The following is a 26,723-nucleotide window of genomic DNA, read 5'->3' on the forward strand; positions in this document are numbered from 1 at the left end:
GTAAAATTTTTGCCTAATTCTTCATTTTAAGTTTTAAGCCATAGATTTATTGCAATAGGTTGCTTTTTCAAAATCTCTAATATTGATAGAAATAATAGGTGTTTTTGGAAATATTGTTTTAAGCTCAGTTATTATTGATTTAGAAAGCTTTGCTTTTTGTAACACAGTGCGTCCTTCCATAATATTGGCGAAAATGTGTATGAAATTATCATCTGTATTTCCGTTATTATAATATTTATAAGGCTTAATTCTCACCTTAATATCTCCTTTTTTAAAAAGGGAACTGTTCTCAGCTGCATTATAAATCTTTTGCATAATTTCCTTTGGAGATTTTAAATTTAAGAGGTGTTCTGAGCAGTCAATTATAAAATGTGGCATCCTAGTGTTATATTTATTAAGGTTCGTTTTTTGATTGATGAGTTATTAATTATTCCAAATACCAGTTAATGCAGTTTCCTGTACATATTGATTGAAGTCTTTGGCTTTTCTTCCAAGTACTTTTTCAACATCATTTGTTATTTCAGAATTTTTCATATCTCCTAGTACTTCAGAAAACAGATACTCAATAAGCCAAATATAATCTGCAGGTACGTCTTGTTGTTTCATAACATTTGTATACGCAGATAATGCAATTGGTGTAAAAGCGATAGGTTTTCCTGTAGCTTCTGAAATTTCCTGAATTACGTCTTTAAAAGTAAGGAGTCTCGGACCCGTTAATTGATATATTTTTCCATTATGTTCATTATTTAAAAGCGCTTCAACAGCTACATCTGAAATATCGTCTGTATCAACATAAGGTACTTTTGCTTCAGCTTGTGGTAATGCAACAAATCCTTCACGTATTGGATCTAAAAAGAAGCTTTCACTAAAATTTTGATTGAACCAACTTGCTCGTATTATGGTGTAATCGATTTCAGAGTGGATGATAACTTGTTCACATAATTCAGCTTCTCGTTCACCTTTTCCAGATAAAAGCACTAATTTTTTAATGTTGCTTTTTTTAGCTTGACGTGTTAATTCTTCAATAGCATCTAAAGCACCAGGAACAGCTAAGTCTGGTTGGAAAGTAATATATACTTTATCCATACCATTTAATACATTAGCCCAATTTTCTGGCTTTTGCCAATCAAAAGAAGGTGAGACATTCCGAGAACCAATTCTTACGTTCTGATTTTCTTTTTTTAATTTATTTACAACTTTACGACCGGTTTTACCAGTTCCACCGATTACTAAAATATTAGTCTTGTTTTTCATTTTTATTATATTTATTTGATGTTTATTATAATCAGAATGATCAATTTTATTTATTGTTAGCTTTTATATACACATTAGAATACCAGTATAAAGTAGCTACTAAAACAAACTCAAATGCTATAATCCAAAAGCTAGGAGTTGTAAAAAAACTATAATGATTTCCACCATTTGGAATTTCAAATAATGGTACTGTTATTAAAGCATCTAAAGCAACACTCGTTAACAGCATTGTTTGTCCAACTTTAATTCCATGAGTTTGTTTGTCTTTTTTGTAGTAGTGTTTGCAACCGTACCAAACAAGTGGCATTACAACTATAAAAAGCGTAATGTTTGCTTGTGTAATTGAATCTTCTAAAATTGAAACATAGAAGGAAATCGCATATAGAAGAACAGCTATTATCCAAATCACTATGCCTGTTAAAATTGCACGTTTAATTTTCATGTCTGTATAAGTTTTTAATTATAAGACAAATGTATTGCAGCTCTCAAGGAAGAACTTATTTGAAAAGAATTATGATTTGTTCGAAAAGGAGCTTACTTGATTTGACTAGGCCGATAACCAAACTTTTTTTCAAAGGCATTTGAAAAGGAACTAAGGCTTTCATAACCTACATGCCATGCGGCTTCTTGAACTGTAGATTCTTGATTTCGAATCATTTTATGAGCCAAAGTAAGTCGCTCATTTTGAAGGTATTTAAAAACGGGAACACCAAATAGTTCCTTGAAATTCTTTTTTAATTTGAAAGTGTTCAAACCGATTTGTCTAGAAATTTCACTAAGAGAAGGAGGGTTATCAATGTTTTTGAGTAAAATATCTCTTGCCAGATTTAATTTCTCACGTTCAGGCGATTTTATTTTTTCTGTTTTTAAACTTGCTAATTCCCCAAAAAAGTGAGACAAAAGTGTTGTTATCTGACTTCTAAAAAACATCATTTTAGTCTTGCCTTCATACTTAATATTGAATAACGAATCAATAATAGATTGCATTTCTGGAGTCATTATGAAACTAGGACCTTCAACGTAATGATCTGAAGGATTCATTAATTGGTTAAGCATTTCTCCAAACAATTCACCTTCATGATTAGGTAGTTGATCTATTGTAGCTGTTGAGGTTGCTATTACAATGCATTCTAATGGTTTTGTGGAAGATACTGAATGTATAAATTCTACATTTTCATCAGCATAAAATGATAGTGCTAAACCTTTAGTGTAGTTAAATGCTTTCTTTTTATTTCCGAATTGGACTGTTAAATCAACATTTCCAGATCCATAAAAAGCTACAGCAATTATTGGTTCATCAAAAAAACATGAATCAATAGTCAGTTGATTGACTTTAGCTTCTTCAACTAAAATGGTAAAATCATTTATATCAATAATATCTCTTGTCATATTTTAGTATGAATACATCATAGTTCTTTAAAACTACAAATTATTTGTGTTTTTGCGAAAGAGATATCGTAAATAGGATTTAATTTTCATTTAAATAACTCCTCAAGAACATGTGTTTTTTATAAAATGAATACTTTTTTCTACCACAAGATTTAAGGTTTCTGGAAGCTTATCTTTTTCCCATGGATGAGAGGCATCAAAAACATGGTTTGAGTTTTCAATTTTGAAAAGTTTGCTATTAGAATTCCATGAATGTAGATTTTCAGCCTCCATATATTTAACTGAAGGATCCTCTACTGCATGAATAATTAAAAATGGGATATTCAATTTTCTTGTTGCATTTTGGATGTTAAGACGTTTTTGGTTGGCTTCATAATCTTCAAAAAATTGATAGTTATGAGGCATTTGTTGTTTTGTTCTGCCATTTAAAACATACTTTACACCATTTTTATACCATTCGTTTTTCTCATCATTTGAGCCAAAACGTGATTCATAATCACTTACACTAGCCCAAGTGATTAGTTTTGTAATTCTTTTATCTTCTGAAGCTTTTATAATGGAAATTCCACCACCTCTAGAATGACCTATAAGCGTAATATTTGTGATATCAATCTCATTTTTAAACTGAAAGTTTTCAGAAAGAATAAAATTGAGCACATCCTCTAAATCAGTAAGTTCTTTAGTGTAGTTGTTTTCGGCAAACGCTTCTAAATCTGGAAAATCTATTGGGTCTTCAATGGTTCCTCCATTGTGTGAAAAATTAAACTTAATAAAAAAAAGGTTCTGATTACTAAAGGCTTCAGCTACCATATTCCAACTTCCCCAATCTTTAAAGCCTTTGTAGCCATGACAAAAGATAACGAGAGGTTTTTTTTCTCTATCAGATTTGAAAAAGGCATCCCAAACAATAGATTTGTTATTTACTCGACAACGAATTTGATTTTTTATAACGGTTATCAAACGTCTTTCTCTATAAAATTAATATTAGGGTCACAGATTTCGGAGATGAGTTTTTTTAATTCTATTTCAAAGGCAATTAATGTTTCTTCAGTTATTATGTTGTCTTTAGTTCTTGTGCCTTTGGATGCTTTTTTTCCGAATTTGATAAAACCTGAACTTAATTTTTTAAATGATATAATACCTGCTTCAACTGGTAAAACAATCTTTTTCTGTTTATACATCATATAAGCATACATTAATATTTGAAAACTTTTACTGTATTTATCATAATCTGAGCTAATGTCTTCCCAATTTACAATTTCGACTTTGTTTTGTTCTACGCGTCCGCTTTTATAATCAATAATTCTTGTGATACCATTATAGATATCTACACGATCGACTTTACCAGTTAAAATAATTGGAAATTCTAAGCCATCAATGTCTATTGGTACTTCATTTTTGGTTTCAATAGCTAAGATTTTAATTGTATTTCCTTCTTTTATGTCTTTACTTTCAAGTTTTAAGAAATTCAATATATAGTGTTTGGCTATTTTATAAATAATAAGATTTTTACCTTTAGTGATATCACCTTGTTTGTATTCTGTTTTAAAATGGTGACTTACTGTATCGTCTATTTTTGACACCATTTCGGAAATAATTTCTAGTGTTAAGATTTGCCCTTCAATTGGTTTATAGAAGTCTTCTAAAGTATTATGAATTATTGTTCCTAGAGTATTTAAAGCAACACTTTCTTCAACATCTTCATATTGCTTTATTCCTAGTATTTTTTCATAATAAAATGCAAGAGGATTCCTTATGTAATTTGTAAGAGCTGATGGTGAAAATCCGGATTTTGAATAGCGTTTCAATTCGTCAATAATTTCAGACGATTTTGATATCTCAATAAGATTACATTCTGTTATTGGTACTTTTGGCGAGACTAAATTGTGCTTAATGTTATGCGTTTTATCAATTTCTAATTGTGTAATAAACCGACTTTTTTCGCCTCCATTTAAAACATCTGGTTCTGTATTATAAATGATGTGTATGTCTTTTGCTCGTTGTAGCAATCTATAAAAATGATAAGTGTACACTGCATCTTTTTCTTTATAAGTTGGCATACTGTTTTCAAGCTTTACATCAAAAGGAATAAACGAACTGTTACTTTTACCTGCTGGTAGGATCCCTTCATTTACTGATGTAAGAATAACAGTTTCAAAATCAAGAACTCTTGATTCTAACATACCCATAATTTGTAAACCTTTTAGAGGTTCACCTTTAAAATCTAAGGTTTCGTTCTTTAAAATCTCTTTATATAGCCCAAAAAGTACTGAAATGTTGTTTATATATGAATAGGTGTTATTTAATGTATTTAGCTCATTAAAAACAACATTAAAGCGGTATAAGTATTCTAAAGCTAATAAATTGTTTTGCTTGTTTTGGTCCAATACATTTTTTAATTCTAATATTAATTTAGCACATTGTTCTAATGCTATTTTAGAATTGTTTTGCCATGTCTCAAACAGCAATTTTATTATTTCTGACTTGGTGCCAGCGAGGGTTTTTAAATGATCAATAGTTAAATAACTAATATTGTTTTGTTGAATTTCACTATTAATGTAATCTGAAATATTATCATTTTCTGTATTGAAAAGGGGTTTAATAAATTGATTAGATAAAATTGTAATAACATCTTTATGGTAAAATTTAGTAGTGCTTGATTTATGTAACCTGAATAGGCTTTCAAATAGTGAAGCCATTGGAATACTACTTAAAGGTAAACCCATTGTGATGTTTATAGGCCCAATGTTTTTAGGAATAGAATTTAGTAATGGAATAAGTAAAGATTCATCTCCTAATACAATTGCTGTATTTTCTAAAGTAGCATTTTGTTGTTTTAAATCAGATAATAATTCACCAACATATTTGATTTGACCAATGTTTTTGGGTGCACCAATACAGTTTATTTTTTTTTCTGAATTATAATAATTCGATAACCAATTAAAGTCCTCATTATTAAAATAATGCCATTGTGATTTGTGAGCTCTAATAAATAAGCCTGCATCATGTATTTGATCCTTTACAAAGCTAGCGTCAATGTCCCAATATATACTAGCTATGTTTTGTTGAAGAAGTTCTTGTATAATTATTTCTTCCGCTTTGTTAAGTGCATTAAAACCAATAAATACATATGTTTCATTGTCTTGCGTATCTATAAACTGTTCAAGATTTTCAATAGCTTCTTTATATACAAGTCCTTGATATCCCTTTTTATTTTTAATAAGTTGATTGCTGAATTCTGTATAAAATAATTTTAAACGATTCCAGAATGAGAGGTAATTTTTTACATAAGGGGTTTGGTTTTCTTCAAGAGACCAGTGTTGATGTTCAATCTCCTTAATAGCATTCAAGTAATCAAAGATGTGATTTGGAGAAACTAGGTAACGATCAATTTCATTAAAATCTTGTAGAAGCATTTGAGCCCATTTTGAAAACGTATCAAAGGGTTCAATTTGATCTTTTGGTGTGTGTGATAAGTATACTTTATAAAACTCAAACAGTAACTCTGTATTGTTAGCGTATTTGAGATCAGAAAGGGTTTCTATAAACTCCTCAATAGATAAAATTTTTGGAGCAAAAATTGTTTTGTTAAGATGATTTGAGATTTGATTCTTAAGAAATACTCCTGCTCTTTTACTTGGTAAAACAAATGTTAATTGCGAAAAATCAGCATTCTTTTTTTGTAGATCAACAATAACATCATTTAAAAAACTTACCATGTTATAAAAATAAAAAACGCTCCGAATTTCGGAGCGTTTTTTAAAATTTATTTACAATATTTAATAAAACTTATTTTTTAAGTTTTACTTCAACACGTCTGTTATTTGCTTTTCCAGCTCTAGTTTTGTTTGAATCGATTGGGTAATCTTCTCCAAAACCTGTAGAAGTTAATCTGTCAGCATTGATACCATTAGCAATTAAGTAATCTCTAACAGCACTTGCTCTTCTTTCAGATAATAACTGGTTAGATGATTTTGCACCATCACTATCAGTATGACCTTCAATTGAGAAGTTAGCTTTTGGATATTCTTTGAAGATAGCAGACATTGCTTGTAAAACTGCATCAGTTTCACTCTTGAAAGAAGACTTACCTGAGTTAAATAAGATTGTTCTAGCATAGCTATTTAATTCTTCCATTACTTCTGCAGTAGGAAGAACTTCTGGACAACCATTGTTTGCAACAGTTCCAACTTCGCTAGGACATTTATCATCTTTATCTAAAACACCATCACCATCAGTATCAGCCCAAGGACATCCTTTGTTTGCAGATGGACCAGCTTCGTTAGGACAATCATCAGCATTATCAGCTACACCATCGTTATCAGCATCTGGACAACCATTAAGAGCTGCAAGACCTGCTACAGTAGGGCAATCATCATTTTTATCAGCTACACCATCTCCATCAGAATCAGGGCAACCATTAAACTCAGCTAAACCAGCTTCGTTAGGACAATCATCTTTAGCATCTTCGATACCATCATTATCAGAATCTGGACAACCATTGAAAGCTTCTAAACCAGGAACATCTGGACAAGCATCATTTTTGTCGTAGATACCATCAGAATCAGTGTCTTTTCCACCAAATTTAACTGATATACCCATTGAATGTTGGAAATGATCTACTAAGTAATCTTCAAAAGAACTCTTATATGAAGTTTGTGCTGTTAAAGCTAAGTTATCACTAAACCAATAGTTGATACCTACTGTACCGTTGAAAGTACCAGCTCCAATTTCATTAACCCAAGTGTAACCACCACCAACACCTAAATAAGGGTCAACGCTGTTAGACTTAATAAGATTCATTAAACTGTAAGAAACTGTACCATCTAAAGCATAGTATGATAAATTGTTCACTTTTGAATCACCAAATTTTTCTATTTCGTTAATAGAACCTGTTGCAGAAAAACTAAAACCTTTATTTATATATCTAGAAACAGATACTGTAGATAAAGATGGAAGTATATTCCAGTGGTCTTGTAAGTTAAAAAATTCATCTAAGAATTCTCCTCTTGGAGCATCTTCTCCAACTGGATACATGTCAACTGCATTTACACCAATGCTAATTTTCCAAGGGTTGTTTTCATCTTGTGCACCAGCATTGAAGCTTAAAGCAAGCAACAAAACAAAAAATAATCTGCTAAGATTTTTCATATTCTAATAATTTTAATTTTAAGTGTTATAAGTGTTAATTCTAAGCAAAAGTAAGTTGTTAAATTTTATTAACAAAGACAAATATATAAAAATATTGATTAGTTGCATTAAATTTAGGGAGTTTGGACTCAATTTAAATAATATTTAGTTGTTTTCCTACTTTAACAAAAGCTTCAATTGCTTTGTCTAGATGTGCTTTTGTATGTGCAGCCGATAATTGAACACGAATTCTTGCTTTTTCTTTTGGCACTACAGGGAAGAAGAAACCAATGACGTAAATCCCTTCGTCTAATAATAGTTTCGCCATTGTTTGCGACAACTTTGCATCGTAAAGCATTACAGGAACTATAGCTGAATCACCATCAATAATATTAAAATTAGCGTCTTTAAGACCTTTTTTGAAATATGCTGTATTTTCTTCTAAGGTATCTCTTAGTGTTGTATCATTAGAAAGCATATCAAAAACCTTTATTGATGCGCCTACTATTGCTGGAGCTAAAGAATTTGAGAATAAATACGGTCTAGATCGTTGCCTTAATATTTCGATAATTTCTTTCTTGCCTGTCGTATATCCTCCCATGGCGCCACCAAGTGCTTTTCCTAAAGTTCCTGTAATAATATCTATGCGACCCATAACTCCTTTTTCTTCAAGTGTTCCTCGACCTGTTTCGCCAATAAAGCCAGTAGCATGACATTCGTCAATCATAATCATTGCGTCATATTTCTCTGCTAAATCAGAAATTTGATCTAAAGGAGCAACTAAGCCATCCATAGAAAAGACACCATCAGTTACTATAATTTTAAAACGTGCTCCATTTTCATTTGCTAAAATGAGTTGTTGCTCCAAATCGCTCATGTCATTATTTTTATATCGATATCTAGCAGCTTTACACAAACGAACGCCATCAATTATTGAAGCATGGTTTAATGAATCTGAAATTATTGCATCCTCTTTCCCTAGTAAAGGCTCAAAAACACCTCCATTTGCGTCAAAAGCTGCTGCATATAATATGGTGTCTTCGGTACCATAAAATTCAGCAATTTTAGCTTCTAATGTTTTGTGAATATCTTGAGTACCACAAATAAAACGAACAGATGACATTCCGAAGCCATGAGTATCCATAACATCTTTAGCAGCTTGAATTACATCTGGATGTGATGACAGTCCTAAATAATTGTTAGCACAAAAATTCAATACACTTTGACCAGTGTTTAAAGTAATCTCTGCACCTTGAGCAGAAGTGATAATACGTTCTTCTTTAAAAAGTCCGTCCTCTTTTAAATGTTGTAATTCAGATTGTAAATGTTCTTGAATTTTTCCGTACATGGTTCCTTTTTTTTATAAATTTAAAATTCTTTTATTGTTATTACATCATTAATATATATTAGAATTTTTTTAATGACTTTAAAATTCATGTCTTCTAATACCAATTGGTAATCGTAAAGTTGCTCTTGATGTATAGGATTTGTTAAACCTGTTTTATAATCGATTATTACAGCTTCGTTTTTAGCATTTATTACAACGCGATCTGGCCTTAGAAGATATCCTTCTTTAGTCATGATATCTTGTTCATTATATATCGTGTGTTCAGAGTTAAAATAAGGTTGTAACTGACTGTGATTTATAATATCATAAACAGTTACTTTTAATTCATCATATTGTAACGTATTTACTTTTCCTAAATTTTCAAAACCTTTTAATACATGTTCAACATCATCAATTGTTTTAATTTCAGACATAATATCATGAATTAGGTTTCCTTTTTCTATGGCTTTTTCTTGAAGTGTATTCCATAAGTATCCTGAACTTGTAACAATATTTAAGTTATGTTCTTCTTTAGCTGTTGAAATAAATTCATTTTGATAGATGGTATTATGTGTCTCTTTTTGTTTTTCTGAAGTTTTTATTGGATTCCCAAAGCTGTAAGTCAGCGTATTGTCGTTCCAATGATTAGTGGTTTTTAAATAATTAATAAATAATCCTGAATAATGCTTTAGTTTTTCGGTTTGAGTTTTCTTGTCAAGATCTAATTCTGAAATAATATATAAGTGTTCAATAGCTCTTGTTAAAACAACATAAAGCAAATTAATACTATCTAATTCAAGTTCAGATTGGTAGTCATTATATATGGTGTTACTTGTTTCATTATAATCTTTGAGATCTTTATTTTGATTTAAATACAAATGAGAAAAGCCATTAAAATTGTCTTTTTCAACTGGAATCCAAACTTTTGGGTTTAAATCAAAATAAATATTTTGATTCGCATAAGGAAAAATAACCACAGGAAACTCTAGTCCTTTTGACTTATGAATCGTCATAATTTGAACCGCATTTTCACCTTGAGGAGACACAATGCTTAAAGACTCTTTTTTTCGATCCCAAAATTCTAAAAAGCCAGAAAGACTTGTGTTGTATTTCTGAGAATAATCTAAAACTTCGTCTAAGAAAAACTGAATATAAGCATTTGAGGATGCGTTGAGATTAAATTGTCTTATGATACTTTCTATAGCCTCATAAATAGGCAATTGTAAAAACCGATTAAAATCAAATGTGTAACCAAAATCTTTGAGTGCTTTGAATAGGTTAAAAATATCATTATGAATTAATTGACTAAAAAAAGCATGCTTATCATCTAGTGATAATTTATATTCTGCCAAATAACTTAAGAGTTCAATCTTAATTTCATCGTTTTTAGGTTGTATTGCAAGAGTTAATAGGTGGACTATAAAATTAACTTCTGGAGAGTTTTTAAGCATCAATGTTTCGGAAGAAATTATTGAATAGTGTTTGCTACTTAAATATTCGGCAATAGCAATGCCTTCTTTTTTTCGCCTAACAATGATGCAAATATCTTTGAGTGCAAACCCATTTTGTTGCGCTTTTTCAATCCTATTTAAAACGGCATCGCATTGTAATTCGTTTTTATCTTCATCATCGATATTTAAAAAAGACAATTCTACATAACCTTCATTTTCAAATACTAATTCTTGATGTGCATTTTTATAAATATGCTGATGTTGTTCATTTGAAAACGCAAAACTTGAAATGTGACTAAAAAACGTATTATTGAATTCAACTATACGTTTATAACTCCTATAATTAGATGGAAGGTTCTCCACTGTTTTATCTATATGAAATGGATTGCCTTCAGAGTATAAATCAATAAACTGTTCAGCTCGTCCACCACGCCATCTATAAATGGCTTGTTTGGCATCACCTACAATCATTGCCGTTCCTGTTTCACCTTTTAAGTTTTGACCTGTAATGGCACTATCAACTAACGGAATTAAATTCTCCCATTGTAACTCTGAAGTGTCTTGAAATTCATCAATAAAATAATGTTTAAATTTCTCTCCAATTCGTTCATATATAAATGGCGTCGGTTGTTCGCGAATTTCATTATTAATAATAGCATTGAACTCAGAAATTAATAAGAGATTATCTTCTAATTTTAGTTCGTCTAATGTTTTTTTAATGGCGCCTAAAACTGACAAAGGTGTAATGTTATTTAATGCGTTTTTTAAAAATTTAATCTGAAAGACTGCGTTTTTAGTTTCATGAAATGCATCTATAAGTTGCTGACGAATACCTTCAATAGTCTCACCAACATCATCTGAAACTTTTTTTGGATAAATTGGAAAGCCCTCTAAAAGATCATTTTGCCATTTAGGAGCAAACGACACATTAAAATTTCCATCAGCGAGTTTAATAAAATGTTTAGGTAAGTAACTGCTAGAAAAATCTGCATGTTCTATTTGTGACTGACTTATTAATTCAAGAGTTTTTTTTGCCACCTCTACTACTTGGTCAGAATGAGTTCTGTATTGCTTTTGTAAATTGGTTTTAAGGGCATTAAAATCATTAAGAGTTTTGTCTTTAAGTTGATCGATGTACGGAATTTCATTTTCATTAATTAATAATTCAGCAATCGTATTAAAATCATAAGAAATGTCCCAACTTTTATCATCATCCGTTTTTTCTATGGCGAAATCAACTAATACTTTTGTGAGCTCCTTATCACTTCCTGCTTTTTCAATAAGTTTGTCAACGGCTTTGCCCAACATGTTTTTTGTATCGAGTTCAACTTCAAAGTCTACTGGAAGTTTTAAGTCATGAGCAAACGTGCGAATGAGTTTGTGATTAAACTTATCTATAGTTGAGATATCAAATGCTGCATAGTTATGAACCATGGTGTGCAAAAGCAGTTTAGATTTTTCGTGTAATCCTTTAGGCTCTAAATTTAAATCTTTTGCAATGGTTTCAAACATACTGTTTGAGCTACTTAAAATGGAGGCATCTGAAAATGTTTTTAATGTGTCGATAATACGCTCCTTCATTTCTCCAACAGCTTTGTTTGTAAATGTGAGCGCTAAAATGTTTCTAAAAGTCAAAAGACTATTTGAAGTAAAGAGAATCTTTAAATAATCTTGAACTAAGGTATAGGTTTTTCCACTTCCAGCGGAAGCGTTATAAATTGTAAAAGGAGTTTGCTTTTGCACGCTTAAAATTATAAAAACTATCAATGAGTTCATAGCTATTTATTATTTTTAATTGCGCTGTTTTATATGTAAATTTGGTATCATTAGATATTAACTTAAAAAACATAATATTATGGCTTTCGAATTACCGAAATTAAAATACGCATACGATGCTTTAGAACCACACATTGATGCTCGTACAATGGAAATACATCACTCAAAACATCATAATGGTTATACTACTAAACTTAATGCTGCAATTGCAGGTTCAGATTTAGAAGGTAAATCTATAGGAGAGATTTTAACAAATCTTGATATGAATAATGCTGGTGTTAGAAATAATGGAGGAGGTTTTTATAATCATTCGTTATTTTGGGACGTTATGAATCCAGATGACAAAGGCTATTTGTCTGGAGATTTAAAAGATGCTATCGAAGCAGAATTTGGATCTAAAGATGCTTTTGTTGAAGCATTTAGTAAGGCAGCAGCAACTCAGTTTGGATCAGGTTGGGCATGGTTATGTGTTCATAAAGGCGGAAAGGTTGAAGTGTGTTCAACACCAAATCAAGATAATCCATTAATGCCTGGTGTGAGTTGCGGAGGAACTCCAATTTTAGGTTTAGACGTTTGGGAACACGCGTACTATTTAAACTATCAAAACAGAAGACCAGATTATATTGATGCTTTTTTTAAAGTTGTAAACTGGAATGAAGTTGAAAGACGTTACGCAGAAGCAAAGTAACGATTTCTTCCTGCAAGGTTTTTAAAACCTTGTAGGTCTAATAGAAAAGTAATTTATGAAAGCAAGCTCATTTGAGTTTGCTTTTTTTATGCTTCGGAAATAGAAGAGAATTTAATTTTGGTCTGAACTTAAAATGAAAAAGGTGAACTTACGTTCACCTTTTTGCCCCAAATCTACCATAAACTTAACCTACTTATGTTATGGTGAAACAAATATAAGCGCACTTCTTTCTAATAGTTAAATTTTTTAGACTAACGACAAATAAATTGGCTTAAACGGGGAAAACTACAATTTTAGCTGTTTATAAGTGATAATAAAGAAATGCTTTAGATGGTAATGAAAAGAAATTGAAAAACAAGATGTTATAAGGTTGTAAACATATGTTAATAAAAAAAGGTGAACAGAAGTTCACCTTTTTTTGCCCCAAATCTACCATGAACTTAACCTACTTATGTTATGGTGATACCAATGTATGCGTATTTTGTTTAACCTTAAACAAATATTAGATGAAATACATTTTTATCGGATAAACAACGCTTTTTTTCGGGTAAAATGCTAAAATTGAGTATTTTATCTAGTAAGCCCTTTCTTTGTTTCCTTCATAGAAATTAATAAAAGCTCTGTTAACTACACGGTTACCACCAACGGTTGGATAGTTTCCTGTGAAGTACCAATCTCCTAAATTCTTAGGGCAAGCTTTGTGTAAATTCTCGATGGGTTGAAAAATAGTTTTCACTTTCGTTTTTACTGTATCATCAGATATTAATTCTGCAATCTTATCAGAAATCTGGTTTGCAGTAAATTCGTTGTATAAATCTTTTACGAAGTTTTTGACCTCCTTGTCCTTTAATTCAAGCTGTGCTTTACATTTGTGATACACGTCTTCAATCATATGATATTTATCGTTTTCTTTTAATAGTTCTAGCATAGCTCTAAAAGCGATTAAACTTTCAAGATTCGCCATGTCAATTCCGTAGCAATCTGGATAACGAATTTGAGGAGCAGATGAAACCACAACAATTTGTTTTGGGTTTAAACGATCCATCATTTTAATGATACTCATTTTAAGCGTTGTGCCTCTCACAATACTATCATCAATAATCACCAAATTGTCAGTAGGTTGAATAACACCATAAGTGACATCATAGACATGAGCTACTAAATCGTCACGACTGCTATCTTCAGTAATAAAAGTTCTAAGTTTTACATCTTTGATGGCGATTTTTTCAATTCGAGGTCTTTCAGAAAGTATTTCGGTCACTTTCTCTGCGGAAAGTTTTCCGTTACCATCTAATATGGCTTGTGTTTTTCGTTCGTTGAGATGTTGTTCAACAGTTTCTATCATTCCGAAGAATGACGTTTCAGCAGTATTTGGTATGTATGAAAACACCGAATTCTTAGTATCTCCTTCAATGGCTTCTAAAACTTTAGGCATTAATAACTTTCCTAATTTTTTACGCTCTTGATAAATTTCGGCATCACTTCCACGAGAAAAATAGATGCGTTCAAATGAACAAGCTTTTCGTTCTAAAGGCTCAAGAATTTGTTCAATAAATACTTCACCAGATTTCTTTGTAATGATTGCATGTCCAGGTTCTAATTCTTTTACATCTTCAAAATCAACATTAAATACTGTTTGAATTACAGGACGCTCAGAAGCTACAGCAACGATTTCATCATCTTCATAATAATAGGTTGGCCTAATTCCTGCAGGATCTCTTAAAACAAAGGAATCTCCATGACCTAATAATCCAGCCATTGCATAACCACCATCCCAGTTTTTAGCTGCTTTTTTCAATATTTTAGTAACATTCAAGCGCTCAGCAATTAAAGGTGAACATTCACTTTTACTATAGCCTTCTTTTTTTAGTTTTTTATAAATTTTACTAACTGCATCATCTAGAAAGTGGCCGATTTTTTCCATAATAGTGATGGTATCCGCTTTTTCTTTGGGATGCTGACCAAGTTCAACTAAACCATCAAACAATTCGTTTACATTGGTCATGTTAAAATTCCCAGCAACAATAAGATTTCTGTGCATCCAATTGTTTTGTCTTAAAAATGGATGAACGCTTTCAACACTGTTTTTTCCGAAAGTACCATACCGAACATGACCTAATAGTAATTCACCTATATATGGAATGTGCTTCTTTTGAAGCGCGACATTATCTTGGTATTCTGGATGCTCATTTAACTCATCATTAATGCGTTCATTAATTTGAGCAAAAATATCTTGTATAGGTTGTTGAGCTATAGAACGTACGCGACTTATGTATCGTTCTCCAGGATTAGTATCTAATTTGATACTCGCAAAACCAGCTCCATCTTGACCACGATTGTGCTGCTTCTCCATCATGAGATACATTTTATTTACACCGTAAAATGCACTTCCGTACTTTTCCTTGTAATACTCTAATGGTTTTTTTAGTCTTATGAGTGCAATTCCGCATTCATGTTTTAAAGCATCGCTCATTGTTGTATTCTTGTTATTAGGTTTACCAAAATTATTAATTTTGGATTTAGTGTTTAATAAAAAACGCGCTCAATTGTGAGCGCGTTGGTTTATGATAATTCAATATTAAATTGAGTGAGTTGTTTGAACTCTTTCAGTCTATAGCCAATTTCATCTTTAGTTAAATTTTGCATGCGCTCTGTTCCAAATTTTTCAACACAAAAGGAAGCTAAATTTGAGCCAAATATAACTGCGTTTTTCATATTCTCAAACGAATAGTCTTCTGTGCTTGCAAGATAACCAGCAAAACCACCAGCAAAAGTGTCGCCAGCTCCTGTAGGATCAAATACTTCTTCTAGAGGTAAAGCTGGAGCATAAAACATATGATCATCATGAAACAATAAAGCGCCATGTTCTCCTTTTTTAATCACTACATACTTAGGACCCATTTCATGAATCTTTCGAGCAGCAACTACTAATGAGTATTCTCCAGTTAGTTGTCTCGCCTCTTCATCATTAATTGTAATAACATCGACATTTTTTATAACGGCATGTAAATCGTCAAGAGCTATGTCCATCCAGAAATTCATGGTATCTAAAATAGCCAATTTTGGTTTTTTAGTCATTTGGTCTAATACGCCTTGTTGTACCATTGGATGTAAGTTTCCAAGCATTACAACTTCTGCATCCTTATAAGCTTCAGGTACGATAGGATTAAAATGTTCTAAAACATTTAATTCTGTTACTAACGTATCGCGAGAATTCATATCATTATGATACTTACCACTCCAGAAGAATGTTTTTCCTTCTTTTATAATTTCAATACCATCAATATTAACGTTTCTGTCTGATAATAAGTCTAAATATTCTTGTGGAAAATCACCACCAACTACAGATACTGCAGCAGAATCTACATTAAATTGTGATGCTGCTAATCCAATAAAGGTTGCTGCACCACCAAGTATTTTATCTGTTTTTCCGAAAGGGGTTTCAATAGCGTCAAAAGCTACTGTACCAACTATAACTAATTTGCTCATAAAGTGTTTTAAAATTTGCTGCAAATATACGGTTTTTGAAAACTTAAAAAAGAATTTATTTTCGACCAAAATCTGCAGGAATTTCTCCCCAAGCTTTTGTTTCCCATTTTACAATGGTTGTCTTATATTCATTGTCTTTAAGCCATTGTACTGCACGATCTACTAAATCGTAAACGGGTTTGTTTTTTGTATTGCGTTCTAACTTTGAATTGCAGGTTTTTTTACGCACCCAACTCATTGCAGTTCTTGAGTCAGTATATAAAATGCAATCACTATTGTGCTTTTTTAGAAATCCCAGTCCATGAACTAATGCTAAAAACTCCCCTAAATTATTGGTGCCTTGAGCAAAAGGACCTTGAATAAAAAGCTGTTTTTTAGATTTGGTTTCAACACCACGATATTCCATAATACCAGGATTACCAGATGATGCAGCATCTACCGAAATCGAATTATAATTAGGCAAGCCAATTTGTTTAAGTTGCTCTGCAGTAAGTTCGCTTTTAAACGATTTGTTTTTTCCTATATAATCAAAATAATTTCCTTTTAAAGCTTTTTTTGCGGCATCAAAAGTTGAGAATGATTTGTATTGAGCACCTTGAAAGTCTTTAATTTGCGCTTTACAATCATTCCAAGATTCAAAAACACCTGTGTGATGTCCTTTCCAAACGGTGTAATATTTCTTTTTCTTTTTACTCATTTAAAAGTTTTTCGACCACCTTAGGAAAGTGTTCCATTTCCAATTTATGAATTTTGTTGGCTACATCTTGAGCAGAATCAGAAACATTTACTTTACATTTAGCCTGAAAAATAATTGCACCTTCATCATAGTGTTCATTTACAAAATGAATAGTGATGCCTGTTTCTTTTTCATTATTCTTAACAATGGCTTCATGAACATACATTCCGTACATGCCTTTTCCTCCATATTTTGGTAGAAGCGCAGGATGAATATTAATCACTTTATTAGGAAATTTTTCTAAAATATGCTTCGGAAACTTCCAAAGAAAGCCAGCTAATACAATTAAATCTGGTTGTATTGATTTTAGAGCATTTAATATGTCATTAGTTTCAGTAAATGCTATTTTATTGAAAGACAATGCGCTAACTTTAAGTTTTTTGGCTCTATCTAAAACTTTGGCATGAGGATTGTTAGTAAATACTTGAATAACAGAAATATTTTCTCTGTTGTGAAAAAACTTAATTAAATTTTCAGCATTAGTGCCACTTCCGGACGCAAAGATTACAATACGTTTCATTTACAGACAATCAGTTACTATTATTCAGAACAAAAAAAAGAATAATAATTAACAATTAGAGCGCAAAAGATAAAATCTTCAAAGTTATTTTAGTAAATTACAGACACATTTTTAAACTAAAGGTGTGTATTGAAATAAAGTTTTTTTATTTTTGCGACCTAATTAAAACTTAAAATTAAAAAATTATGTCAGACATTGCATCAAGAGTAAAAGCGATTATCGTAGACAAATTAGGAGTTGATGAAAACGAAGTTGTTATAGAAGCTAGCTTTACTAACGATTTAGGAGCAGATTCATTAGACACTGTTGAGTTAATCATGGAATTTGAAAAAGAATTCGATATTCAAATCCCAGACGATCAAGCTGAAAATATTGCTACAGTTGGTCAAGCTATCTCTTATATAGAAGAAGCAAAATAATCCAATAAATTTTTATGGAATTAAAGCGAGTAGTAGTTACCGGTTTAGGAGCGCTTACACCTATAGGCAATACCAAAGATGAATATTGGGATGCACTTATAAGTGGGAAAAGTGGTGCTGCACCTATAACATATTTTGATACTGAAAAGTTCAAAACAAAGTTCGCTTGTGAATTAAAAAACTTTAACGCTACCGATTTTCTAGAAAGAAAAGAGGCTCGTAAAATGGATAGATTTACCCAGTATGCTATGGTGGCTTCAGATGAAGCAATTATAGATGCTAAGTTAGATCTAGAAAAAGTAAATAAATTACGAGTAGGTGTTATTTGGGGAGCAGGAATTGGAGGCTTGGAAACATTTCAAAATGAAGTATTAAATTTCGCTGAAGGAGATGGTACACCAAGATTTAATCCGTTCTTTATTCCTAAAATGATTGCAGATATTGCGCCAGGAAACATATCTATAAAACATGGATTTATGGGACCTAATTATACAACTGTATCTGCATGTGCATCGTCTGCCAACGCAATGATTGATGCCTTAAACTACATTCGTTTAGGACATTGTGACATCATTGTAACTGGTGGGAGTGAAGCAGCTGTAACCATTGCCGGAATGGGTGGTTTTAATGCGATGCATGCGTTATCAACAAGAAATGAAAGTCCAGAAACAGCCTCAAGACCTTTTGATGGAACCAGAGATGGTTTTGTGTTAGGCGAAGGAGCAGGAGCGATTATTCTTGAAGATTATGAGCACGCTAAAGCTAGAGGAGCTAAAATTTATGCTGAAGTACTAGGAGGTGGTTTATCTTCTGATGCTCACCATATGACAGCACCTCACCCAGAAGGGATTGGTGTTATTGCTGTAATGAAAAATTGTTTAGAAAATGCTGGTGTTAAACCTGAAGAAGTTGATCATATCAACACGCATGGAACATCAACACCTCTTGGAGATGTTGCTGAACTTAAAGCGATTTCTGAAGTGTTTGGAGAGCATGCAAAAAATATCAATATAAATTCAACCAAGTCCATGACTGGACATTTATTAGGTGCTGCAGGTGCTATTGAATCTATTGCTTCAATTTTAGCAATGGAACATGGTATTGTACCTCCAACTATAAATCACGAAGTTGTTGATGAAAATATTGATCCTAAACTTAATTTAACATTAAATAAAGCACAAAAAAGAGACGTTAAAGTTGCGATGAGTAATACGTTTGGATTTGGCGGTCACAACGCTTGTGTATTATTCAAAAAATTAGATTAAATACGAATGAATATCATTCGTAACATATTAAATTCCCGTTCTAGTAAAGACGGGAATTTTTTTTTGGAACTCTCCAAAATACTGGATTATAAGCCTAAAAACAAAGAACTTTACATAAAAGCATTTACACATAGATCTTTAAATTTAAAAGATGATAAAGGCAACGCTCTTAATTATGAGCGACTAGAGTTTGTTGGTGATGCTATGTTAAGCGCAGTTATCGCTTCTTATTTATTTGAAAAAGTACCTCATGGAGATGAAGGCTACTTAACTAAGATGCGTTCAAAAGTTGTGAGTAGAGAACACTTAAATGAGTTAGGAAAAGAACTGAAACTTATTGATTTAGTTGTAAGCAAAATACCGACTTCAAATTTCGGAAACAATATACATGGTAATCTTTTTGAGTCGCTAGTAGGTGCTATTTTCTTGGATAAAGGTTATAAGAAATGCGATAAATTTATCTTTAAAAAGGTAATCAAACCTCATGTTGATATTGAGACTTTAGAAGGTAAGGTAATTAGCTACAAGAGCTTGCTTATTGAATGGTGTCAAAAAGAAAAAAAATCGTTCGATTATAATGTTTATGAAGACACTGGAAATGATGATTTAAAACATTTCTCTGTTAAATTATCCATTAACGATAAGGTTATTTCTAAAGCGAGAGCAACTTCTAAGAAAAAAGCCGAAGAAAAAGCATCCAGACGCGCGTTTTTTGTATTTCAAAATGAGATTACCAAAGTATTTTAATACCTTATTTTATATTCTTAAAAAAATAGTTGCAGTACTATAACGTTTTCGAAGCCCAAGGCTGTTAAGATTAATAAAAACTTAATCTTAAACTAGTCATAATGTTCTATATTTACATTTGATAGCGATTAAATTATGGCTTTACATAAGTTATTTGTAGACGATTTTTACGACACTTCTTTTGTGCTTTTAGCAATACATTGTAGACTAGAAGACTATAGATTAGCCTATTTTCTTAATAAATATTTAGATCTAAATTTAAAACGTAAGCCTCAAGATTTAGATTATAATTATTTTGCTGCGTCATATGCAATTTATGAGTGGGATAATATAACCATGGATACAACTTGGAATTTAGTTTCTAATGTTTGTAAAAAGGAGGAAGCTGCATTGCAGAGTTCTGGTTCTTTATTTGATAATCAAAATTTGATTATGAAAACTTATAATTTATTACCAGAGTTTAAAAATGTAGATTATTTAATTAAAGTCACTAACGAAAATCAAAATTTTAATGAGAAGAGTATTCTCAATAAAATACAATCTATACCACAAGTAATTACATCTTATAATATAGATGTAGATCAGATAAAATCAAAAGATCATTTAATTTTTAATTAATGTTACGAAAAAAGAAAACTAAAATTGTTGCTACTTTAGGACCAGCTACAAGTAGTAAAGAAGTCCTAAAAAGAATGCTTGAAGAAGGCGCAAATGTGTTCAGAATCAATTTTTCTCATGCCGATTATGAAGATGTTAAAGAACGTGTCACAATGATTCGAGAACTCAATGCAGAGTTTGGTTATAACGCTGCAATATTAGGTGATTTACAAGGGCCGAAATTGAGAGTCGGCGTCATGAAAGGCGAAGTCGTTGTTAATGAAGGCGATGAAATTATTTTTGCAACAGGAGAACGTTTCGAAGGCACAAAAGAGCGTGTTTACATGACCTATGATAAATTTCCTCAGGATGCCAAACCAGGAGAACGTATTCTTTTAGATGATGGAAAATTAATTTTTGAAGTTGTATCTACAGATAAAAAATCTGAAGTTAAAGCCAAAGTCATTCAAGGTGGTCCATTGCGTTCTAAGAAAGGTGTAAACCTTCCAAACACAAATATTTCGCAACCAGCTCTTACAGAAAAAGATATTGAAGATGCCATATTTGCATGTAGTTTACAAGTTGATTGGATGGCATTATCATTTGTTCGTCATGCAGAGGATTTAATAGAACTTGAGTCATTAATTAAAGAACATAGTGATCATAAAATTCCAATAATAGCCAAAATTGAAAAGCCTGAAGCTGTAGAAAATATAGATAAGATTGTTGCCTATTGTGACGGATTAATGGTTGCTCGTGGAGATTTAGGTGTTGAAATTCCAGCTGAAGAAGTGCCTCTCATCCAGAAACAATTAGTATTACGTGCAAAACGCGCAAGAATACCAGTAATTATTGCTACCCAAATGATGGAAACAATGATTACAAGTTTAACACCAACACGTGCTGAGGTAAATGATGTTGCTAACTCTGTAATGGATGGCGCTGATGCTGTGATGTTGTCAGGAGAAACTTCAGTTGGAAATTATCCAGTACAAGTTATTAAGCAAATGGCAAGTATTGTTAGAAGTGTTGAAGATTCAGATTTAATTCAGGTGCCTCAATCACCACCACATATTCGCACCAATCGTTACATTACAAAATCTATTTGTTATCATGCGGCTAATATGGCTAACGAAATTAATGCTAAAGCTATTTCAACACTAACAAATAGTGGATATACCGCTTTTCAAATTTCGGCATGGAGACCAAGTGCATATATTTTAGTATTTACGTCAAACAAACGAATTCTAACTCAATTAAGTTTACTTTGGGGAGTTGAATCATTTTACTATGATAAGTTTGTAACTACAGACGAAACGATAGAAGATGTTAATGCCATTGCCTGTAAAAAAGGCTATCTTGAAGTTGGTGATATGCTCATTAGTTTAGCAGCAATGCCTATTAAAGAAAAAGGAATGGTGAATACTTTAAGAGTTAAAGAAATAGAGAGTTGTAGTTTTTAAAATTTGGGCGTTACCACAAGGGTCGCGCTTTCACTACTCGCTCTCTTCGAGGAGCTTAAACAATTAGCCTGCGTTGAGCGCAGTCTAAACGTTCTATCGCTAACGCAAAAAACAACCTCATTAAATATAATATAGTGAGGTTATTTTTTAAAACTCAAACTTCAATTGAACACTAATTGGTTTTTCAATCGTTTTAACTTTTTTAGTTTTTGAAGTTTCAGTATTTAAGTTAGATAATGAAATGCCTAATAAACGTACAGAATTATTAAGTCTTTCTTGATACAATAAATCTTTCGCAGTATCGAGTATGATGTTTTTATCATTTATAAAATAAGGCAAAGTTTTGCTTCGTGTTTGGAGCGTAAAATCACTGTACTTAATTTTAAGTGTTATCGTTTTTCCTGCAACATTACTTTTGTTTAGTCGTTTTGAAACTTCTTCAGCTATATGATCAAGCTTCTCAAGCATAAAAACTTCAGAAGATAAGTTTTTACTAAATGTACGTTCGGCAGCCAGAGATTTTCTAATGCGATTTGGTTTCACTTCGCTATTATGAATTCCTCGAACCACATGATAATAATAGCGTCCAGATTTTCCGAAGTTATCATCAAGATATTCTAGAGATTTAGATTTTAAATCTGCGCCTGTAAAAATGCCTTTTTGATACATTTTTTCGGATGTAACCTTACCAACACCATAAAATTTTCTGATATCTAGGACTTCTAAAAACTGAAGCACTTCTTCTGGATTTACAGTTTTTTGTCCGTTAGGCTTATTATAATCACTAGCGACTTTGGCAATAAATTTATTGATTGAAATTCCTGCAGAAGCAGTTAAACCAACCTCATTAAAAATTCGAGTTCGGATCTCTTCAGCAATTAATGATGCACTCGGATTTCCTTTTTTGTTTTCGGTGACATCAAGATAGGCTTCGTCGAGGGATAGAGGCTCTACTAAATCTGTATAATCATAAAAGATGCGTCGTACGTGTTTAGAAATTTCTGTATAGCGTGCAAAATCGGTTCTTACAAAGATTAATTCCGGACACAATTTAATTGCTAACCTGCCAGACATCGCACTTTTTACACCAAATGTTCTAGCCTCATAACTTGCTGCGCTAATCACACCTCGAATACCTCCACCACCAACAGCAATCGCTTTACCTTTAAGTTCAGGATTATCCATTTGCGCTACAGAAGCATAAAAAGCATCCATATCGACGTGAATAATTTTTCTTATTGGTAAGGTGTTCATCATAAAACAAATTTATGATATCTTTGATTCATTTATGAAACTTATATATACACTTTTAGGAGTATTACTTTTATTATTTGTTTGGTCAGCTATAAAACCTTTCGAATATTTTACTTGGTTCTTAGAAGTTTTGCCTGCTATACTTGGGGTTTTTGTTCTCATTATAACATTCAGAAAGTTTAGATTTACAAACTTTATCTACATCCTTATTTTTTTTCATTGTGTAATTTTAATTATTGGTGGTCATTATACATATGCTGAAGTGCCATTATTTGATTGGATTCAGGAGACTTTTAATCACACCAGAAATAATTACGATAAAGTTGGTCATTTTGCTCAAGGGTTTGTTCCTGCTATGATTGCAAGAGAATTGTTAATTCGAAAACATGTAGTTAATTCAAATAATTGGTTAAACTTTATTATCGTATGTATTGCAATGGCAATTAGCGTTACTTATGAATTTATTGAATGGGCAGTTTCTTTAGGAACTGGAGAAGGAGGAGATTCCTTTTTAGGTACTCAAGGCTATATTTGGGATACTCAATCGGATATGCTTTATGCTTCTATTGGAGCAATTTTAAGTTTGGTTCTTTTTGGTAAATATCATTCAATTCAAATTAGAAAATTATAACACGACTGTTAATAATAGACATGATTGAAATAGAACGCAAATTTTTAGTGATTTCAGAAGATTTTAAAACAGAATCTTTCAAACACACACGAATTATTCAAGGGTTTTTAAATACTGACCCTAATCGTACTGTTCGTGTTAGGCTTAAGGGAGAAATAGGATACTTGACAGTAAAAGGCAAGTCAACTAATGATGGTTTGAAGCGTTTTGAGTGGGAAAAAGAAATTTCGAAAAGTGATGCTAAAGCACTTTTAAATTTATGCGAAGAAGGCATTATTGATAAAATGCGATACGAAGTTAAAGCTGGAAAACATGTCTTTGAAATCGATGAATTTTTTGTAGATAATGAAGGTTTGATTGTTGCAGAAGTTGAGCTTGAACATGAAAACGAAAAGTTTGAATTACCGGATTGGTTAGGAAAAGAAGTCACTGGTGATATTAAATATTATAATTCTCAATTAAGTCTAATGCCATATAAAACATGGTAGAAAACATATAAATAATGAATAAAATTCTAGTTACACTTTGTCTCGTTTTAGTTTGTTCGGCTTGTAAAGAAAATACTATATCATCGGTTGAACTAATTAACAATGATATTAAAGAAGTTGTTGAAACAAAAGATGTTGAAGATAAAAAATCAGTTAGAGAACTTAAAAAAGAACTCACATCAAAAGGCTTTCAAATCTTTGATTATGTTGATGAAAAAACTCAAGACACTATTATTATGCAGCAGTATTTTATTGCATTTTTAAAGCGTGGATCAGTTCGTAATCAAAATGAAGAAGAAGCGACTCAGCTTCAGACGGCACATTTAGCCCATTTAGGTAAGATGTATGAATTGGGTTATGCAGATATATCAGGTCCTTTTGGAGATGATGGTGATATTCGTGGCATTACAATTTATAATGTTCCGAATCAAAAAATGGCAGATAGTTTAGCTAATTCTGATCCAATGGTTAAAGCTGGTCGTCTCCAAATTGAAATTCATCCATGGTGGGCAGCAAAGGGTTTTTCGTTACGATAAGACATAAAAAAAGCCACTCTATTGAATGGCTTTTTTTATACTGTTATAAAGTGTTTTAGGCTTTCTTAGCACAACACGCTTCTTTGCAATCTTTAGCACAAGCCATTTTTTCAGCTTTTGTCTTATTTGCACAAGATGCTTTGTCACATTTTCCTGAACATTCATGCTTTTCAGAAGAGAAAGACTTAACGGTTTTCATGTCTTTTACTTTGTAAGTACCTCCTGCTTTTGCGACTGCTTCTTCTAAAGAATTAGTGGTTACTTTAGCTTCATCATATTCTACCATTGCGATTTCTTTTTCAAAATCAACTTTAGCAGATTTAACACCATCCATTTTAGCAATTTTCTTCTCTATGGTTTTTGCACATCCCATTGCACAAGTCATTCCTTCAATACCAAATTCTGCTTTTGCATATGTGGCATTAGGATCTAATTGCTTTGCTTCATTTGTATTGATTTCTGAAGCAACTTCAGTTTCAATAGTTTTAACCTCAGGTTTTGCATCATTTTTACAAGCTATAACGCTTACAGATATTAAAGCAACAACTAATATGTTTTTTAATGTATTCATAGTTTTTAAATATTGTATTTGTAACAAACTTAATAAATATTGATGTTCCTTGCATGAAAATTAACGAATTTTGTGACCTGGTTAAAAGATTGTTATGAAAAACACTAATAGTAAGTGGTTGTATTTAATTGTTTTAGCTTTAATTTGGGGAAGCTCTTTTATTTTAATAAAGAAGGCACTTTTAGGATTGTCTCCCTATCAATTAGGTGCTTTGCGAACAATTATAACAGGAGTTTTTCTTTTCATTGTTGGTTTTAAGAGCATTAAATCTATTAAAAATAACGAATGGAAATGGGTGATACTATCAGGATTTTTAGGATCATTTTTTCCAGCATTTTTATTTGCTGTCGCAGAAACAGAAATTGATAGTGCTGTCACTTCAATTTTAAACTCTTTAGTTCCCTTGAATACAGTATTATTCGGCTTTTCAATCTTTAAAATTGCATCTACAAGACGACAAGTTTTAGGTGTAATTATTGGTTTTATAGGAACTAGTATTTTGATTTTGAAAGGTGCCGAACTCAATCCTAATCAAAATTATTTATTTTCTGGATATATTATTATTGCCACATGTATGTATGCACTTAATGTGAATATTATTAAAAAACATTTACAACATGTAAAGCCTTTGAGTATTGCAACTGGAAATTATATTGCGATTATAATACCAGCTATTATTGTCCTTTGTTTTACTGATTTTTTCAATGAGAATACTTATACACATCCTGATTTTAAAATGTCACTAGTATATATTGTTATTTTATCCCTTTTTGGAACTGCTTTAGCTAAGGTTTTGTTTAATACTTTGGTACAAATTTCAACGCCAGTTTTTGCATCTTCTGTAACTTACTTAATGCCTTTGGTTGCTTTAGTTTGGGGCTTACTAGATGGCGAAGGTTTTAGTTCAACACAAGCTTTAGGAAGTTTCATTATCTTAGTTGGAGTCTATCTTTCGCATAAACGAAAGCGATAAAAAAATCCGAAACATTTCT

The 26,723-nt window shown here is 31.7% G+C and carries 25 protein-coding genes; 10 read left to right on the plus strand and 15 right to left on the minus strand.

What is annotated here, in order from left to right:
- Positions 1-33 precede the first annotated feature (33 nt).
- From MUN68_RS17270 to MUN68_RS17310, 9 genes are all read right to left on the minus strand, one after another.
- Positions 34-315: a 5-carboxymethyl-2-hydroxymuconate Delta-isomerase gene (locus MUN68_RS17270; RefSeq protein ID WP_317134784.1), complete on the minus strand. Its 282-nt coding sequence runs from the start codon at positions 313-315 to the stop codon at positions 34-36.
- A gap of 108 nt (positions 316-423) precedes the next feature.
- Positions 424-1,254: an NmrA family NAD(P)-binding protein gene (locus MUN68_RS17275; RefSeq protein WP_249996961.1), complete on the minus strand. Its 831-nt coding sequence runs from the start codon at positions 1,252-1,254 to the stop codon at positions 424-426.
- 46 nt (positions 1,255-1,300) lie between these two features.
- Complete coding sequence (locus MUN68_RS17280; RefSeq protein ID WP_249996963.1) at positions 1,301-1,696, minus strand: DUF5367 family protein; 396 nt, start codon at positions 1,694-1,696, stop codon at positions 1,301-1,303.
- Between the two features lie 92 nt (positions 1,697-1,788).
- Positions 1,789-2,643, minus strand: a complete 855-nt coding sequence (locus tag MUN68_RS17285; RefSeq protein WP_249996966.1) for a helix-turn-helix domain-containing protein — start codon at positions 2,641-2,643, stop codon at positions 1,789-1,791.
- A 102-nt stretch (positions 2,644-2,745) separates the two neighbouring features.
- Positions 2,746-3,603 (minus strand): alpha/beta hydrolase family protein, encoded by an 858-nt coding sequence (locus tag MUN68_RS17290; RefSeq protein ID WP_394357625.1) that lies wholly within the window; start codon positions 3,601-3,603, stop codon positions 2,746-2,748.
- Positions 3,600-6,362 (minus strand): PD-(D/E)XK nuclease family protein, encoded by a 2,763-nt coding sequence (locus tag MUN68_RS17295; RefSeq protein ID WP_249996968.1) that lies wholly within the window; start codon positions 6,360-6,362, stop codon positions 3,600-3,602. Before MUN68_RS17295 ends, MUN68_RS17290 begins: the two co-directional genes overlap by 4 nt.
- A gap of 70 nt (positions 6,363-6,432) precedes the next feature.
- Positions 6,433-7,794, minus strand: coding sequence for an OmpA family protein (locus MUN68_RS17300; protein WP_249996970.1), 1,362 nt, complete (start codon positions 7,792-7,794; stop codon positions 6,433-6,435).
- Positions 7,795-7,927: 133 nt separating this feature from the next.
- Complete coding sequence (gene kbl, locus MUN68_RS17305) at positions 7,928-9,121, minus strand: glycine C-acetyltransferase (protein ID WP_249996972.1); 1,194 nt, start codon at positions 9,119-9,121, stop codon at positions 7,928-7,930.
- A 20-nt stretch (positions 9,122-9,141) separates the two neighbouring features.
- Entirely contained in the window at positions 9,142-12,294 is a 3,153-nt protein-coding gene (locus MUN68_RS17310) for a UvrD-helicase domain-containing protein (protein WP_272792391.1), read from the minus strand.
- A gap of 112 nt (positions 12,295-12,406) precedes the next feature.
- On the opposite strand from MUN68_RS17310, the gene MUN68_RS17315 reads away from it, so the two are divergent.
- Entirely contained in the window at positions 12,407-13,015 is a 609-nt protein-coding gene (locus tag MUN68_RS17315) for a superoxide dismutase (protein WP_249996975.1), read from the plus strand.
- Between the two features lie 574 nt (positions 13,016-13,589).
- Here the strand turns inward: MUN68_RS17315 and MUN68_RS17320 are convergent.
- The 4 genes from MUN68_RS17320 to purN form a co-directional block, all read right to left on the minus strand.
- Entirely contained in the window at positions 13,590-15,488 is a 1,899-nt protein-coding gene (locus MUN68_RS17320; RefSeq protein WP_249996977.1) for an amidophosphoribosyltransferase, read from the minus strand.
- 89 nt (positions 15,489-15,577) lie between these two features.
- Positions 15,578-16,504 carry a PfkB family carbohydrate kinase gene (locus tag MUN68_RS17325; protein ID WP_249996978.1) on the minus strand — a complete coding sequence of 309 codons (927 nt, stop codon included), beginning with the start codon at positions 16,502-16,504 and terminating at the stop codon, positions 15,578-15,580.
- A 55-nt stretch (positions 16,505-16,559) separates the two neighbouring features.
- Complete coding sequence (locus MUN68_RS17330; RefSeq protein ID WP_249996979.1) at positions 16,560-17,201, minus strand: ribonuclease H1 domain-containing protein; 642 nt, start codon at positions 17,199-17,201, stop codon at positions 16,560-16,562.
- Positions 17,194-17,760 (minus strand): phosphoribosylglycinamide formyltransferase, encoded by a 567-nt coding sequence (purN, locus tag MUN68_RS17335; RefSeq protein ID WP_249996980.1) that lies wholly within the window; start codon positions 17,758-17,760, stop codon positions 17,194-17,196. The genes MUN68_RS17330 and purN overlap by 8 nt, the downstream gene beginning before the upstream one ends.
- 185 nt (positions 17,761-17,945) lie before the next feature.
- On the opposite strand from purN, the gene MUN68_RS17340 reads away from it, so the two are divergent.
- The 5 genes from MUN68_RS17340 (at position 17,946) to pyk (ending at position 22,251) form a co-directional block, all read left to right on the plus strand.
- Positions 17,946-18,179: an acyl carrier protein gene (locus MUN68_RS17340; protein WP_033959404.1), complete on the plus strand. Its 234-nt coding sequence runs from the start codon at positions 17,946-17,948 to the stop codon at positions 18,177-18,179.
- Positions 18,180-18,193: 14 nt separating this feature from the next.
- Positions 18,194-19,444, plus strand: a complete 1,251-nt coding sequence (gene fabF, locus MUN68_RS17345) for a beta-ketoacyl-ACP synthase II (protein WP_249996981.1) — start codon at positions 18,194-18,196, stop codon at positions 19,442-19,444.
- Positions 19,445-19,450: 6 nt separating this feature from the next.
- The gene (gene rnc, locus MUN68_RS17350; protein WP_249996982.1) at positions 19,451-20,191 is read left to right on the plus strand and encodes a ribonuclease III; all 741 of its coding nucleotides are present in this window, start codon (positions 19,451-19,453) and stop codon (positions 20,189-20,191) included.
- A 135-nt stretch (positions 20,192-20,326) separates the two neighbouring features.
- A complete protein-coding gene (locus MUN68_RS17355; RefSeq protein ID WP_249996984.1) occupies positions 20,327-20,809 on the plus strand; it encodes an IPExxxVDY family protein in 483 nt (160 codons plus the stop codon).
- Positions 20,809-22,251, plus strand: coding sequence for a pyruvate kinase (pyk, locus tag MUN68_RS17360; RefSeq protein WP_249996985.1), 1,443 nt, complete (start codon positions 20,809-20,811; stop codon positions 22,249-22,251). The genes MUN68_RS17355 and pyk overlap by 1 nt, the downstream gene beginning before the upstream one ends.
- A gap of 147 nt (positions 22,252-22,398) precedes the next feature.
- Here pyk and dinB read toward each other — a convergent pair whose 3' ends face one another.
- On the minus strand, positions 22,399-23,508 hold the full coding sequence (dinB, locus tag MUN68_RS17365) for a DNA polymerase IV (protein ID WP_249996986.1): 1,110 nt from the start codon (positions 23,506-23,508) through the stop codon (positions 22,399-22,401).
- Between the two features lie 31 nt (positions 23,509-23,539).
- On the opposite strand from dinB, the gene MUN68_RS17370 reads away from it, so the two are divergent.
- Genes MUN68_RS17370 through MUN68_RS17380 form a run of 3 tightly spaced genes read left to right on the plus strand, consistent with a single transcriptional unit; the run spans position 23,540 to position 25,160 of the window.
- Entirely contained in the window at positions 23,540-24,136 is a 597-nt protein-coding gene (locus tag MUN68_RS17370; protein WP_249996987.1) for a DUF2238 domain-containing protein, read from the plus strand.
- Between the two features lie 20 nt (positions 24,137-24,156).
- Positions 24,157-24,624, plus strand: a complete 468-nt coding sequence (locus tag MUN68_RS17375; RefSeq protein WP_249996988.1) for a CYTH domain-containing protein — start codon at positions 24,157-24,159, stop codon at positions 24,622-24,624.
- A 14-nt stretch (positions 24,625-24,638) separates the two neighbouring features.
- Complete coding sequence (locus MUN68_RS17380; RefSeq protein WP_249996989.1) at positions 24,639-25,160, plus strand: YciI family protein; 522 nt, start codon at positions 24,639-24,641, stop codon at positions 25,158-25,160.
- Between the two features lie 55 nt (positions 25,161-25,215).
- Here the strand turns inward: MUN68_RS17380 and MUN68_RS17385 are convergent, their stop codons facing one another.
- Positions 25,216-25,731, minus strand: a complete 516-nt coding sequence (locus tag MUN68_RS17385) for a heavy-metal-associated domain-containing protein (protein WP_249996991.1) — start codon at positions 25,729-25,731, stop codon at positions 25,216-25,218.
- A 94-nt stretch (positions 25,732-25,825) separates the two neighbouring features.
- Between MUN68_RS17385 and MUN68_RS17390 the strand changes: the two genes are divergently transcribed.
- Positions 25,826-26,704: a DMT family transporter gene (locus MUN68_RS17390; RefSeq protein WP_249996992.1), complete on the plus strand. Its 879-nt coding sequence runs from the start codon at positions 25,826-25,828 to the stop codon at positions 26,702-26,704.
- Positions 26,705-26,723 lie beyond the last annotated feature (19 nt).

The organism is Psychroserpens ponticola, assembly GCF_023556315.2.
Taxonomy (GTDB): Bacteria; Bacteroidota; Bacteroidia; order Flavobacteriales; family Flavobacteriaceae; genus Psychroserpens; species Psychroserpens ponticola.

What these genes read in the sequence shown, in the direction of transcription:
- MUN68_RS17340 (WP_033959404.1), top strand. Translation starts at nt 17,946, where the DNA reads ATGTCAGACATTGCATCAAGAGTAAAAGCGATTATCGTAGACAAATTA.
- MUN68_RS17355 (WP_249996984.1), top strand. Translation starts at nt 20,327, where the DNA reads ATGGCTTTACATAAGTTATTTGTAGACGATTTTTACGACACTTCTTTT.
- MUN68_RS17330 (WP_249996979.1), bottom strand. Translation starts at nt 17,201, where the DNA reads ATGAGTAAAAAGAAAAAGAAATATTACACCGTTTGGAAAGGACATCAC.
- pyk (WP_249996985.1), top strand. Translation starts at nt 20,809, where the DNA reads ATGTTACGAAAAAAGAAAACTAAAATTGTTGCTACTTTAGGACCAGCT.
- MUN68_RS17275 (WP_249996961.1), bottom strand. Translation starts at nt 1,254, where the DNA reads ATGAAAAACAAGACTAATATTTTAGTAATCGGTGGAACTGGTAAAACC.
- MUN68_RS17285 (WP_249996966.1), bottom strand. Translation starts at nt 2,643, where the DNA reads ATGACAAGAGATATTATTGATATAAATGATTTTACCATTTTAGTTGAA.
- MUN68_RS17280 (WP_249996963.1), bottom strand. Translation starts at nt 1,696, where the DNA reads ATGAAAATTAAACGTGCAATTTTAACAGGCATAGTGATTTGGATAATA.
- purN (WP_249996980.1), bottom strand. Translation starts at nt 17,760, where the DNA reads ATGAAACGTATTGTAATCTTTGCGTCCGGAAGTGGCACTAATGCTGAA.
- fabF (WP_249996981.1), top strand. Translation starts at nt 18,194, where the DNA reads ATGGAATTAAAGCGAGTAGTAGTTACCGGTTTAGGAGCGCTTACACCT.
- MUN68_RS17320 (WP_249996977.1), bottom strand. Translation starts at nt 15,488, where the DNA reads ATGAGCGATGCTTTAAAACATGAATGCGGAATTGCACTCATAAGACTA.
- MUN68_RS17315 (WP_249996975.1), top strand. Translation starts at nt 12,407, where the DNA reads ATGGCTTTCGAATTACCGAAATTAAAATACGCATACGATGCTTTAGAA.
- dinB (WP_249996986.1), bottom strand. Translation starts at nt 23,508, where the DNA reads ATGATGAACACCTTACCAATAAGAAAAATTATTCACGTCGATATGGAT.
- MUN68_RS17270 (WP_317134784.1), bottom strand. Translation starts at nt 315, where the DNA reads ATGCAAAAGATTTATAATGCAGCTGAGAACAGTTCCCTTTTTAAAAAA.
- rnc (WP_249996982.1), top strand. Translation starts at nt 19,451, where the DNA reads ATGAATATCATTCGTAACATATTAAATTCCCGTTCTAGTAAAGACGGG.
- MUN68_RS17325 (WP_249996978.1), bottom strand. Translation starts at nt 16,504, where the DNA reads ATGAGCAAATTAGTTATAGTTGGTACAGTAGCTTTTGACGCTATTGAA.
- MUN68_RS17370 (WP_249996987.1), top strand. Translation starts at nt 23,540, where the DNA reads ATGAAACTTATATATACACTTTTAGGAGTATTACTTTTATTATTTGTT.
- MUN68_RS17380 (WP_249996989.1), top strand. Translation starts at nt 24,639, where the DNA reads ATGAATAAAATTCTAGTTACACTTTGTCTCGTTTTAGTTTGTTCGGCT.
- MUN68_RS17300 (WP_249996970.1), bottom strand. Translation starts at nt 7,794, where the DNA reads ATGAAAAATCTTAGCAGATTATTTTTTGTTTTGTTGCTTGCTTTAAGC.
- MUN68_RS17375 (WP_249996988.1), top strand. Translation starts at nt 24,157, where the DNA reads ATGATTGAAATAGAACGCAAATTTTTAGTGATTTCAGAAGATTTTAAA.
- MUN68_RS17295 (WP_249996968.1), bottom strand. Translation starts at nt 6,362, where the DNA reads ATGGTAAGTTTTTTAAATGATGTTATTGTTGATCTACAAAAAAAGAAT.
- MUN68_RS17385 (WP_249996991.1), bottom strand. Translation starts at nt 25,731, where the DNA reads ATGAATACATTAAAAAACATATTAGTTGTTGCTTTAATATCTGTAAGC.
- MUN68_RS17390 (WP_249996992.1), top strand. Translation starts at nt 25,826, where the DNA reads ATGAAAAACACTAATAGTAAGTGGTTGTATTTAATTGTTTTAGCTTTA.
- kbl (WP_249996972.1), bottom strand. Translation starts at nt 9,121, where the DNA reads ATGTACGGAAAAATTCAAGAACATTTACAATCTGAATTACAACATTTA.